Origin of the sequence: Achromobacter sp. GbtcB20, from assembly GCF_019091095.1 — a bacterium.
In the GTDB taxonomy this organism is placed as follows: domain Bacteria; phylum Pseudomonadota; class Gammaproteobacteria; order Burkholderiales; family Burkholderiaceae_B; genus Achromobacter; species Achromobacter mucicolens.
On record NZ_JAGXJZ010000014.1, the window covers coordinates 123,543 to 135,398 of the forward strand.

9 protein-coding genes are annotated in these 11,856 nt (G+C 69.2%); 4 read left to right on the plus strand and 5 right to left on the minus strand.

What is annotated here, in order from left to right; all coding sequences use genetic code 11:
- Positions 1–52 precede the first annotated feature (52 nt).
- The 4 genes from pdeM to KVT32_RS18655 are packed head-to-tail and all read right to left on the minus strand — an operon-like array spanning position 53 to position 5,820.
- Entirely contained in the window at positions 53–724 is a 672-nt protein-coding gene (gene pdeM / locus KVT32_RS18640; RefSeq protein ID WP_217618661.1) for a ligase-associated DNA damage response endonuclease PdeM, read from the minus strand.
- Positions 708–3,170 carry a ligase-associated DNA damage response DEXH box helicase gene (locus tag KVT32_RS18645; protein ID WP_217618662.1) on the minus strand — a complete coding sequence of 821 codons (2,463 nt, stop codon included), beginning with the start codon at positions 3,168–3,170 and terminating at the stop codon, positions 708–710. Before KVT32_RS18645 ends, pdeM begins: the two co-directional genes overlap by 17 nt.
- Positions 3,167–4,771 (minus strand): ATP-dependent DNA ligase, encoded by a 1,605-nt coding sequence (locus KVT32_RS18650; RefSeq protein WP_175157046.1) that lies wholly within the window; start codon positions 4,769–4,771, stop codon positions 3,167–3,169. Before KVT32_RS18650 ends, KVT32_RS18645 begins: the two co-directional genes overlap by 4 nt.
- A 47-nt stretch (positions 4,772–4,818) precedes the next feature.
- Positions 4,819–5,820 carry a ligase-associated DNA damage response exonuclease gene (locus tag KVT32_RS18655; RefSeq protein ID WP_152385131.1) on the minus strand — a complete coding sequence of 334 codons (1,002 nt, stop codon included), beginning with the start codon at positions 5,818–5,820 and terminating at the stop codon, positions 4,819–4,821.
- Positions 5,821–6,119: 299 nt separating this feature from the next.
- On the opposite strand from KVT32_RS18655, the gene KVT32_RS18660 reads away from it, so the two are divergent.
- Complete coding sequence (locus KVT32_RS18660) at positions 6,120–7,523, plus strand: 3-deoxy-D-arabino-heptulosonate 7-phosphate synthase (protein ID WP_217618663.1); 1,404 nt, start codon at positions 6,120–6,122, stop codon at positions 7,521–7,523.
- Here KVT32_RS18660 and KVT32_RS18665 read toward each other — a convergent pair.
- Positions 7,502–8,467 carry a LysR family transcriptional regulator gene (locus KVT32_RS18665; RefSeq protein WP_180100665.1) on the minus strand — a complete coding sequence of 322 codons (966 nt, stop codon included), beginning with the start codon at positions 8,465–8,467 and terminating at the stop codon, positions 7,502–7,504. The two genes, KVT32_RS18660 and KVT32_RS18665, sit on opposite strands and share 22 nt — an antisense overlap.
- A 104-nt stretch (positions 8,468–8,571) precedes the next feature.
- Here KVT32_RS18665 and KVT32_RS18670 point away from each other — a divergent pair, with 104 nt between their 5' ends.
- From KVT32_RS18670 to KVT32_RS18680, 3 genes are read left to right on the plus strand one after another with little or no spacing between them, the layout of a single operon-like run.
- On the plus strand, positions 8,572–9,783 hold the full coding sequence (locus tag KVT32_RS18670) for a CaiB/BaiF CoA-transferase family protein (RefSeq protein ID WP_152385134.1): 1,212 nt from the start codon (positions 8,572–8,574) through the stop codon (positions 9,781–9,783).
- Complete coding sequence (locus tag KVT32_RS18675) at positions 9,783–10,859, plus strand: NADPH:quinone oxidoreductase family protein (RefSeq protein WP_217618664.1); 1,077 nt, start codon at positions 9,783–9,785, stop codon at positions 10,857–10,859. Before KVT32_RS18670 ends, KVT32_RS18675 begins: the two co-directional genes overlap by 1 nt.
- On the plus strand, positions 10,796–11,830 hold the full coding sequence (locus KVT32_RS18680; RefSeq protein WP_152385136.1) for a tripartite tricarboxylate transporter substrate binding protein: 1,035 nt from the start codon (positions 10,796–10,798) through the stop codon (positions 11,828–11,830). Before KVT32_RS18675 ends, KVT32_RS18680 begins: the two co-directional genes overlap by 64 nt.
- The last annotated feature ends 26 nt before the right edge of the window (positions 11,831–11,856 follow it).

Sequence of the window (11,856 nt, forward strand, 5' to 3'; positions counted from 1 at the left end):
CGCAAGAAGATGCGCCCTGTTCAGCAAACGTCGTGCCCGTCACGGCGGGGCGTCACGGAGGGGGTGGCGACCACCCCAGCGCCAGCGCATCGCCTTCCACGCATGCGACTAACGACGCGCCCTGCCCGCCTTGCACCGGATGTCCGCCCGTGAAGTCGGAAAACGCCGGCAGCACGGTGATGCCGGGGCGCAGCCAGAAGGCCGGCCAGCTGCGCGGCACGCCCGGCACGCGCGTCTTCGGATGCACGTGGCCGGCAATGACATGCCGGCCCTGCGTGTCCGACGTTGGCAGATGCCGGAAAAGAAATGGGCCGTCGGCCCACGCCTGCCCAAGCTGGCGCATGCCCAGCGCCGGCGCGTCCAGGGCCCGGTCGTGGTTGCCGGCCAGCACCGCCACGTCCACGCCCGCATGCGCCTCGCGCCACGCGATCCACGCATCGCGCCAGGCCGCCTGCGCGGCGGGACCGTGCAGCACGTCGCCCACGATCAGCAGCTCGGTTGCCTGCGTCGCCGCGATCAGCGCCGACAAGCGATTCAAGTCATCCATCGTCGCGCCGCGCGGCACGGCGATGCCCGCCTGGCGAAACACATGGCTCTTGCCCAGATGCAAGTCGGCAATCACCAGCCGGGACCGCGCCGGCCAGTGCATGGCGCGCGCGCCCAGCAGGACGACGCGCTCGCCCGCCAGCGCCATCGCCAGGCCTGCGTCAGGCGATGCGTGCATAACGCTTCTCCAGTTGCTCGGCGGCGCGCTTGACACGCGCCTGCCACGTCTCGGTGCTGAGCTGTCCGCGCAGGCTTTCGGTCCACAGCGGAAACGACAGCGGCGTGAGCGCGCGCGGTTCGCACAAGGCCAGATCGCGGCGCTGGCAGTCTTGCAGCGCCGCCAGCAGGCGCGGCGCCTCCAGTTGCAATTCAAAGACTTCGCGCTCCGCCTGCGCCAGCAGAAGGTGATCGGGATCGTAGCGGCGCAGCACGTCGTAGAGCAGACCGCTGGACGCCTGCACCTGCCGCAGCGAGCGCGCCGCCTGCCCCGGCAACGACGGCGTCAGCAGGCCGGCAACGCGGGCAATCTCCCGGAACTGGCGGCGCGCCATTTCGCCAAGATTCACGCCGTCGCGCAGGTCCTCGGCCATGTTGTCGGGACTGAGCAGCGCGCGCAGCAGCGCGTCGTCCAGCGCGGCAGGTTCGGCCAAGGTCAGCATCAGGCCGTAGTCATTGACGGTGTAGGAAATCGTGTTGGGCTGTCGCCGGCCCCAGCGCAGCGCGACCATTGCGGCGATGCCCTCGTGCACGGCGCGCCCGGCAAACGGAAACAGGAACAGATGCGTGCCGCGCCGCGTCTTGATGCGCTCGGCCACCAGCCGGCCGTGGTCGGGCAGCGCGCTGGCCGCTTCCTGAATCCGCAGCAGCGGCCCGACCGCACGCATTTCCGGATGGTCGCCGGGATGGGAATACAGGCTTTCCACTTCGCTCGCCAACTGCGTCGACAAGGGCATGCGGCCGCCCTGCCACGTCGCGACGGGCCCGTCGCCGGCCTTTGCGCGGCGCACGTAGGCGACCATGCCCTCCAGCCGCACCAGCTCCAGCGTGCGGCCGGCGAACTGGAAGCGGTCGCCGCGCCGCAGACGCGCCAGGAACCCTTCCTCGACGGACCCCAGGCTGCCGCCCCGCAGATACTTCACCGCCACCGCGCCGTCGGACGTAATTGTGCCGATGGACAACCGATGCCGGAAGGCGATGCGCCGGTCGTGCACGCGGTAGCAGCCATCCTCGTCGCGCACCACGCGGTGGTAGTCCGGGTACTTTGCCAGCGCGCGCCCTCCTTGCACGATGAAGTCCAGCACGGCCTGCCACGTTGCAGCGTCAAGCGTGGCGTAGGCATGCGTGCCGCGAACTTCCTCGTACAGTTCGGCGGCGTCGAACCCGCCGCCCAGCGCCAGCGTCACGGCGTGCTGGGCCAGCACGTCCAGGCTGCCGATGGGTGGCATGCGCGATTCGATCTCGCCGCGCGCAATCGCCTGGCGGGCCGCGGCATACTCGATCAATTCCAGCGCCTGCGCGGGCACACAGACGACGTTGCCCGATTCGCCCGGCCGATGCTTGGCGCGGCCGGCGCGCTGCAGCAGGCGCGCAACACCCTTGGGGCTGCCGATCTGCAGCACCTGATCCACCGCGGGGAAATCCACGCCCAGGTCCAGGCTGGACGTCGCGACCACGCAGCGCACCGTGCCGTCGCGCAGCCCTTGCTCGACCCCGGCGCGCAGCTTGGGATCCAGCGACCCGTGATGCAGGGCCAGCGTGGCCGGGGCTTCCGGCCAGATCGATTCCAGCGCGCGATGCCACAGCTCGGCCTGCGCCCGGGTGTTCGTGAACAGCAGCGTCGCGCGCACGTCGAACAGGCGCTTGAAGACGCGTTCGAGCTGCGACAGCCCCAGGTGGCCCGCCCAAGGCAGGGCGCGGCTGCGTTCCGGGAGCAAGGTCGAGATCTGGATCTTGCGCGGCTTGGCGCCCGCCACCAGCGCGCTGTCCAGCGCCTGCGGCAGCAGCACCGCTCGCGCCTGCTCCAGATTGCCCAGCGTGGCGGACAGCCCCCACGTCCTGGCGGCCGGCGACAGCTTCCGAACGCGCGCCAGGCATAGCTGCAACAGCACGCCCCGCTTGTTGCCCAGGAGCTCGTGCCATTCGTCCACCACAATGCAGCGCAACGCGCGAAAGCGCAGCGACGCATCGGCGTACGACAGCAGCAACGCCAGCGATTCGGGCGTGATGACCAGCACGTGCGCCTTGCCCTGCCGCGCCAGCCGCTTGTCACGCGCGCTGGCGTCGCCGGTGCGCAACGCGACCGTCCAGTCGATGCCCAATTCGCTCGCCGTCTGCGTCAATGCCCGCGTGGTATCGGCGGCCAGCGCGCGCAGCGGCGTCACCCACAGCACGCGTGGTCCCTCGCCCGCTGCCGCGCGCACCGGTGTGTCGTCTTCAAGCGCTTCGAGCAGCGGGCCGCCAAATGCCGCCAATGTCTTGCCGCTGCCCGTCGGCGTGTGCAGCAACCCCGACTCGCCATCCAGATAACGGCGCCATGTTTCGCGCTGAAAAGGCGCGGGCTTCCAGCCCCGTGTCTTGAACCACGCGATCAGCGGCGCGTCCCTGCCCCGGGCCCCGCCACTCATCGCGCCAGCGCCTTCAGGGTGTCAAGCTGATCGGCCTCGCCCGCAGGCTTGTCGTGCCGCCAGCGCAGGATGCGCGGAAAGCGCACCGCCACGCCGGACTTGTGCCGTTTGGACAGGTTGACACCCTCAAAGCCCAGTTCGAAGACCTGCACCGGCTCGACCGAGCGCACCGGCCCGAAGCGCTCGCGCGTGTGGGCGCGCAGCCAGCGATCCAGTTCCAGGATCTCTTTGTCGTCCAGGCCGGAATAGGCCTTGGCGATCGGCACCAGCGCATCGCCATCCCACAGCCCGAAGGTGTAGTCGGTGTAGAGCGTGCTGCGCCGGCCATGACCGGATTGCGCGTACAACAGCACGGCGTCGATGGTGAGCGGATCGATCTTCCACTTCCACCAGTCACCGCGCCGCCGCCCGCTTTGATAGGGCGCGCTGCGGCGCTTGAGCATGAAGCCCTCGACACCGCGCTCGCGCGATTCCGCGCGCAGTGCGTGGGCCTCGTCCCAGTCCGTGGGCGCCACGGCCGGCGACATGCGCAACCTCGGATCGGGGTGGCGGCGCAGCAGCGCTTCCAGACGCTCACGCCGCTCTGCCTGCGGCAATTCGCGCAGGTCCTCGCCTTCCAGTTCAAGCAGGTCGTACGCCAGCATCTGCACGGGCGCCTCGGCCAGCCACTTGGGGCCGGGCTTTAAGCGCTGGATACGGGTTTGCAGTGCTGAAAACGGCATGGGGTCCGCCTGGCCATCCTGCCAGGCCAGCAACTCGCCATCGATGACGCAGTCCACGTTCAGCGCGGCGGCGGCCGCTTCCACTTCCGGAAAACGCCCGTCCAGCCGCTCTTCGCCGCGCGACCACAGCGACACTTCGCCGTGGCGCCGGATCAGCTGCGCGCGGATCCCATCCCACTTCCATTCCAGCAGCCACTCGTCGATGGGTCCCAGAATGGCCGGCTCGCCTTCAAGCGGCGAGGCCAGGAAGAAGGGGTAAGGCTGCTGGCGATCCCCGGGCAGCTCTTCGACGCTGAGCAAGTCGCGCAGGAACGCCGGGCTGGGGGACCACGCGCCGAGCATGCGCTGCGCGATGCGGGCGATGGGCACCCCCGACATCTCGGCCAGCGCCTGCTGCACCATGCGCTGCGACACCCCGACGCGCAGCGCGCCGGTCAGCAACTTGTTGAACACGAGACGTTCGGCATAGGGCAGGCCCAGCCACGCCGACACGACGACCTCGCGCCGCTCGATCTCGTCGCGATTGGCCACGGGCAGCAAGACCTCTTCGATCCAATCGGCCAGCCCGCGATCGGGCGCGGCCTGTACCGGATCCGGCACCAGCAACGCCAACGTTTCGGCCAGATCGCCGACCTGGTCATAGCAGGCGTCCAGCAGCCACGGCGCCGTGCCGGAGGCGTCGGCCGCCCAGGCGCGCAGCTCGCCCACGCCGGCAATCTTCTTGCGCGCGCTGGTGATCTTGCCGCCCGCCAGCAGATACAGCGCCCAGACCGCGTCGCGCGGCGGCGCATCGCGGAAGTACGCCACCAGCGCCGCGCGCTTGTCCAAGGTGGCGGTGCTGCGGTCAAGCTCCTGATACAACCCCGCGAATCGCTTCATGCCTGCGTCCGTTCCCCTGTCGATGATCCAGGATGTTCGTGTCCGTCCTAGTCGTCTTCTCCGTACTGCGTCGCCAGCGTCTCCGCGGCGATGCCCGAATCATTCAGCGTCCGCACCAGCGCCTCGGTATCGCCGTGCGTGGCGATGACCCGCTTGGCGCCGGTGTCGCGGATCGTGCGCACCAGATCGGGCCAATCCGCATGGTCCGACACCACGAAACCCCGATCCATGTTGCGCCGCCGCCGATTGCCCCGCAGCCGCATCCACCCGGACGCAAACCCGTGCTGCGCCTTGCGAAAGCGCCGCAGCCACGGGCTGCCGGCAGCTGACGGCGGCGCAAGGATCAGCTCCCCAGCAAATCCCGTGCCCGAGGCGGCGGGGCCGTCCGCGTCGATGACCAGCCGCGTCTCGGCCAGCGGCACGCCCGCCTTGCGGTATACGTCCACGCCCGCGGCGATCGCGCCATGCAGGTAGACCGGGCGGTCGATGAACGGGATCAATTCCGCAAGCACGCGCTGCGCTTTGCCTAACGCATAGCAATACAGAATGGCCGCCTCGCCGCGCGCGGCGCAGTGGTCACGCCACTGCACGATGTCGCGCGCCACGTCCGAGGCGCTGGGCCAGCGGTAGATGGGCAATCCAAAGGTGGCCTCGGTGATGAAGGTGTCGCACGGCACGACTTCAAAGGGGCTGCATGTGGGATCGGGCTGGCGCTTGTAATCGCCGGACACGACCCAGACTTCGCCACCGACTTCGATGCGCACTTGCGCCGATCCCAGCACGTGGCCGGCCGGATGCAGTGACACGCGCGCGTCGCCCAACGTGAAGGTCTCGCCGTACGCATGGACCCGGTAATCCTGGTCGCCCAGACGCCATTGCAGAATGGGCAAGCCTTCGGCGCTGGTGTGATAGCGGCCCATGCCCGAACGCGCATGATCGCCGTGACCATGCGTCAGCACGGCCACGTCCACCGGCCGCCAGGGATCGATATGAAAGCCGCCGGCCGGACAGTACAGCCCTTCCGGACGCAATTGCACGATGTCGCGCATGGCACCTCCCGATCGGCGCGGCGCAAAGGGTTCGCGGCCGCTTGCCTTGGTTATACCCCGCGCCGCCGCGGGAAATCCGCGCCAAACGCGCGCCGCTAACATCCGATGAGAATTTAAAACTTCAGTTGCAGACGAGGGGCGTCGCCAGCAAGTAGTGTGTAGCGGTGGCTCAAAGGAGAAAATATGCGTACAAATCACATCCTCACCATCATTGCCCTGGTCGTCGTGGTTTCGATCGCCGTGTCGGTCGTACCCTGGTAGGTAGCTAGCGACGAGGCCGGGCATGCCACGGAACCTTCATGCCCGCTGCCTTACCGCCCGCCTTGATCGAACAGACGCTGCGCGCCGTGGCGCGCCGCTACCGCGTCGCGGCGATGTCCGCACCCACGCGCGGGCTTGAAGATTCCGACCCGGCGGCGGCGCTTGCCGCCGCCATCGAAGCAGGCCGCACGGCGCTGACTTCCGGCGCCGAGCCGCGGCGCGAACATCAGCATCTCTTTGTCATTGCGCTGTCGCGGTTGATCCGTGATGCCCTGCGGGACCCGGGCGGAGATCCCGTTTTCCAGGCCATGGTCCTGCGCCATCAAAGTTCGCAGGTGCGCGAACATGCTTCGCTATCGGCGCACGCGGGCGCGGACCGGCGCGCCGTGCGCACGGCGGTGGCTGCGTTTGCGCATGCCGGCAAGCGTCGCCGGATGCCCGCCGGGCCGTTGGCCGATGCGCTCGCGGACTTGGATGGCGCCTGCGCCGCCGGCGATTGGCGCGTTCTGACGCAAGGCGTGCAAGCCCTGCATTGCGCACTGGCGTCCGATGAAGAGGCGGACGCGGCGCTTGCCGGTCAACTGGAGGCGTTGCTTCGCGACCCCGCCTTGGCGCGTCTGCGGCGGCAGGACGACTTGGCGTCCGATCCGCAAGTTCAACGCTATCAATCCCTGTGGCAGCGCCAAGGCCCGCGCACCGGCACGGCCGAGGCCGCCGCCCAGGGGCTGGACGCGCGGCGCCGCGGTGTGGCCGTCGAGGCGCGCGCGCAAGCGTCAATTGCCGCGCTGGCCCAACACCTTGCGCAGGCGGCTGGCGAGACCTATCGGGTGGCGACGTGCCTGCGCGTGCCGGCATCGATACCCGGCAATGCCGACCGCGCCAAGAGCGAATGGGACGTGGCCCTGCTGCGCCAGTCGGGTGGCGATGCGGCGGACCCGGTCTGGGACGTGTGTCTGCTGGTGGAGGCAAAGGCTTCCACGGATGCCGCCACCACGGATCTGCCGCGGTTGCTGCGGGGCCTGCGGCTGCTCAAGCATGCCGATGCGCAGACCACTTATGTGTTCGACAGCCATCAGGGGCCCCTGCGGCTGCGCGGCGCGGCGCTGGCCGCGCTGCCGGCGGACCCGGACGAACTGGCCAGCAAGATCCTGTATTTCTCGGACGCGCCCGCAGAAACCGCGCCCCGGCTGCTCAGCGCCGCGAGCCGCATGCAGCTGCTGTCCGCGCAAGAAAGTCTGGACTATGCCAGCCAGACGATTGCGGGCGAAGCGCCAGATTCGCAGACGCTTGCGCCGCTATGGCATCAACTGCTTGCGCAGCCACGCTGGAGCCCCGTGCTCAATCAGTTTCCGTGCTTGCAGCAGGTGCGGGCGTTGATGGTGCATGCCGACGATCTTGAGGCGGCCATCGCGCGGTTGGGTCAGGACGGCGTAAAAGCCTGATCGCTCGCGGCGGGAAGCGTCCCGCCCCAGTCCCGCGCATGCCGCTCGATGTGCTCGCGGATGAAGTCGGCAAGCACGCGCGTGGCCATCGACGGAAAGCGGTTCGGTGCAGTCAGCAGATAGATGGCATCGCCCACGCCCTCGGGCTCGAACGTGGGCAACACCTGAACCAGCGTCTGATCGCGCAGCATTTCCCACACGGCGTAGCGCGGCAGCAGCGCCACGCCCAGGCCCGCCAGCACCGCGTCGCGCAGGAACGGATAATCGCCCGACTGCAGCCGCGGCGCCACACGCAGGATCAACGGATCGCCGTGCGCCTGCTTGAGCCGCAGATCGAAGCGCCGGCCCAGCGATTGCGGCGCGATGAGGTCGCAACGGCCCAACTGTTCGATGTGCTGCACCGGCCCGTTGCGCGCCAGGAAGCCGGGCGATGCGCACAGGCACCACTGGATGCCGCATAGCCGCCGCGCCACGTGATCCTCGGGCGGAGACGAGGTGATCTTGAGCGCAATGTCGACCTCGGCGGAGATCAGGTCGCCGATGCCGTCGTTGATGTGCACGCGCAGCGCGATGTCGGGATGGGCGCGCGCGAATTCCAGCAGCACCGGCGCCAGATAAAGATGGCCCAGTCCCGTGGGCAGGCGGATGCGCACGTCGCCGCGCACCGCGCCATCGAGGCTGTCGATGGCCGCCTGCACAGCGCGCATCTCGTCCAGCAGCCGGATGCCGTGCTGGTACAGCAACTGCCCCGCCTGCGTCAGTTCGACATGGCGGGTGGTGCGCCGGAACAGTTGCGCGCCCAGATCGAGTTCCAGCCGCTTTAGCCGATGCGACATGTTCGACCGCGTCATGCCGCAACGCTGGGCGGCCGCGCTGAGATTGCGCGACTCGACCATCGCGACAAAAAGCCTGACGAGGTTCAGGTCCGGCATATTGTCAATCATGATTCACCATTCCCGGCACAAACCGATGGATTGTCCAATGCGTCGGCCGAGTCTAGCATCGTCTTCATTGCCCAAGACCCCTTGCCGAGGAGCGCCCGATCCCCATGCCGACCCCGCCCATTGACGCTTCTTGCGGCCCCTACGCCGGGCTGCGTGTGCTGGACCTGAGCCAGGGCATCGCGGGCCCATACTGCGCGCAGATCCTGTGGCAGCAAGGCGCCGACGTCATGAAGGTGGAGCCGCCGGACGGCGACTGGGGCCGGCACGTGGGCGTTGTGCGCGACGACCAGAGCGCGCTATCCATCGCCTACAACGCCGGCAAGCGCGGCGTGTGCGTGGACGCGCGCCAGCCGCGCGGCAAGGCGCTTCTGGCGGAGCTGGCGCAACGCGCGGACCTGGTGATCCAGAACTTCCGGCCGGGCGTGGCCGAGCGCATGGGGGTGGGCTACGACAGCCTCGCGGCGCGTTGCCCCGGTCTCGTCTACGTGTCCATCAGCGGTTACGGACCGGACGGCCCCTATGCCAACGCGCCGGCTTCGGATTCGGTGATGCAGGCCGACAGCGGCCTGATGTTCGCCAACCAGACGCCCGCGGGCGAGCCCCGCCGCATCGGCCTCTTGATGGCAGACATCGCCACCGCGCTGTACGCCGTGCAGGCCGCCAGTGCGGCGCTCTACCAACAGGCGCGCAGCGGCCGCGGCCAGCATGTGCAGCTCAGTCTGCTTGCCGCCTGCGCGGCCTTGCAGGTGAACGACATTCTTGCCTACGGCATCGCGGGGCAGCGCGAGGCGGTGGCGGTCAGCGCGCCCAATGGCGTGTTCGACACCGCCGACGCGCGCCTGTCGGTGCTGGCGCTGAACAACGATCAGTTCGCGCGCTTGTGCCGCGCGCTGGAGCGGACCGATTGGCTTGCCGATCCGGCCCTGTCCACCAACGCGGGGCGCATGGCGCAGCGCGATCGCCTGCATCGGGAAATGGCCGAGCAACTGGCGCTGCATCCCGCCGCGCACTGGGTGGAACGCCTGACGCGCGAAGACGTGCTGCATGCCCGCGTGCGCGATTACGACGGTCTGGCCGCGCATCCGCAGGCCGCACACCTGGGATTGCTGGAACCGCTGGCGCAGCCGGGCGGCGAGCCGCTGCCCTATGCGCGCGCGGCTGGCGCCTTGTCGCGCCGGCCCCTTGCCGCCGCGCCCGCGGTCGGTGAGCACACGGTCGAGGCGCTGACCGATTGGGGCGTGCCGCCCGGGCAGGTCCAGGCCCTGCTTGAGGCCGGCGTGCTATGCCAGGCTGCTTGCAGCAAGGAGGCCGTCTGATGCGCGCCCTGGTCTGCCATCGCCACGGTCCGGTCGAGGACGTCGTGCCCGGCGAGCTTGCCGACGCGCCCGCCCCCGCCCCCGACGAGGTCACCATCGCCATCGAGCATGCGAGCGTCAGCCATGCAACCAAGCTGCTGATCGAGGGGCGCTATCAAAGCCGTCCGCCCCTGCCCTTTGCGCCCGGCACGGAGGCCGCCGGCCGCGTCATCGCCTGCGGCGCCAAGGTCACGCGCCTCAAGCCCGGCGACAGGGTGGTGGCGCTGGCGCGCTGGGGCTGCTACGCCGAACGCCTGACCGTGCCCGAATACACCGTCTATCCGGTGCCCGAGGACTTGCCGCTCCTGACCGCGCTGCCCATCCCGATTTCGTACGGCACCGCCTGGACAGCGCTGCTCTGGCGCGCCGCCATGCAGCCCGGCGAGACGGTGCTGGTGCTGGGCGCCGGCTCCGGCGTGGGGCTGGCGGCCGTCGAGATTGCGTCGGCACTGGGCGCGAACGTGATCGCCTGCGCCAGCACGCCGGAAAAGCGCCAGGCCGCGCTGGACGCCGGCGCGGCCCATGCGTTCGCCGCCGACGCGCACATGCCGCAGGCCGTCAAGGCAGCCAGCCAAGGGCATGGCGCGGACGTGGTGCTGGACGCCGTGGGCGGCGACGCTTTCGAACACAGCGTGCGCGCCGCGGCGGCCAACGCGCGCATGGTGTCGGTGGGTTTCGCCAGCGGCCGCATTCCCGACGTGCCGCTGAACCTGCTGCTTGTGAAGAACATTGCCCTGCATGGGTTTTTCTTTGGCCGCTACATCGGCTGGACGCCCGCGGACGAACGCATCGTCCACGCGCCCGCCGTGCAGCGGACCATGTCCACCCTCTTCGACTGGGCCCGCCGCCAGCGGATCCGGCCGGCTGTAACGGCGATCTATCCGATCACCGGTCTTGCCGCAGCACTCGTCGCCCTGGAAAGCCGACAAGTCGTCGGCAAGGTGGCGATCACAATAACGAAGGAGACAACCCCATGCGTACCCACGACTTCCGGCGCGCCGCCTGGCCGCGCCGCGCCCGCGCAGCGATCGATGTAGCGCCCCGCGTTCGCCAGCTTGCTGCCTTGGCCCTGGCGGCCAGTTGCGCCTGCTTTACGGTTGCGGCGCAGGCTGCCGATGCCTACCCCAGCAAGCCCATCACCATGGTGGTGCCCTACCCGCCGGGCGGCCCGACCGATATCGTGGCGCGGCTGGTGGCCGCGGAAATGTCCAAGACCATCGGCCAGAACATCGTCGTCGACAACAAGCCGGGCGCCAGCGGCATGATCGGCGCGGACCTGGTGGCGCGCGCCGCGCCCGACGGCTACACGTTCCTGGCCAACGCCTCGCTGCATGTCATCAACCCGTACATCTACGCGTCGATGCGCTATGACGCCTTCAAGGATTTCGTGCCCATCACGCAGCTGGCGGACGTGCCGCTGGTGTTGGTGGTGCCGCAGACGTCAAAGGTGCGGACCGTGCAGGACCTGGTGGCGCAGGGTAAGACCCAGCCGCTGAACTTCGGTTCGGCCGGTTCGGCGTCTGCGCAGCAGCTTGCGGGCGAGTCCTTCAAGGTGCGCACCGGCCTGCCGATGCAGCACGTGCCCTACAAAGGCAGCGCGCCCGCGCTGACGGATCTGGTGGGCGGACAGATTCAGCTGATGTTCGATTCCATGCCGTCGGCCATGCCCTTCATCAAGTCCGGCAAGCTGCGCGCGGTGGCGGTCACGACAAGCCGGCGCGTGGATGAGCTGCCCGACGTGCCCACGATGGCCGAGTCCGGATTTCCGGGCTTTGACATCAGCACCTGGTACGGCCTGTGGGCGCCCAAAGGCACGCCGCCGGCCATCGTGGCCAAGCTGTCCGAGCATGCGGCCCGGGCGCTTCGCCAGCCCAATGTCGTGACGCAGTATGCGGGCCTGGGCGCCAAGCCGGTGGGATCGGACCCCGCGACGTTTGCCCGATTCAACGTGTCGGAAGGCGAAAAGTGGCGGGACATCGTCAAGGCGGCGCAAATCAGGCCGCAGTAGTGGGAAAGGCGGGCCGCAAAGACCTT

What these genes read in the sequence shown, in the direction of transcription:
- pdeM (WP_217618661.1), bottom strand. Translation starts at nt 724, where the DNA reads ATGCACGCATCGCCTGACGCAGGCCTGGCGATGGCGCTGGCGGGCGAG.
- KVT32_RS18645 (WP_217618662.1), bottom strand. Translation starts at nt 3,170, where the DNA reads ATGAGTGGCGGGGCCCGGGGCAGGGACGCGCCGCTGATCGCGTGGTTC.
- KVT32_RS18650 (WP_175157046.1), bottom strand. Translation starts at nt 4,771, where the DNA reads ATGAAGCGATTCGCGGGGTTGTATCAGGAGCTTGACCGCAGCACCGCC.
- KVT32_RS18655 (WP_152385131.1), bottom strand. Translation starts at nt 5,820, where the DNA reads ATGCGCGACATCGTGCAATTGCGTCCGGAAGGGCTGTACTGTCCGGCC.
- KVT32_RS18660 (WP_217618663.1), top strand. Translation starts at nt 6,120, where the DNA reads ATGCCCGCTGCCTTACCGCCCGCCTTGATCGAACAGACGCTGCGCGCC.
- KVT32_RS18665 (WP_180100665.1), bottom strand. Translation starts at nt 8,467, where the DNA reads ATGATTGACAATATGCCGGACCTGAACCTCGTCAGGCTTTTTGTCGCG.
- KVT32_RS18670 (WP_152385134.1), top strand. Translation starts at nt 8,572, where the DNA reads ATGCCGACCCCGCCCATTGACGCTTCTTGCGGCCCCTACGCCGGGCTG.
- KVT32_RS18675 (WP_217618664.1), top strand. Translation starts at nt 9,783, where the DNA reads ATGCGCGCCCTGGTCTGCCATCGCCACGGTCCGGTCGAGGACGTCGTG.
- KVT32_RS18680 (WP_152385136.1), top strand. Translation starts at nt 10,796, where the DNA reads ATGCGTACCCACGACTTCCGGCGCGCCGCCTGGCCGCGCCGCGCCCGC.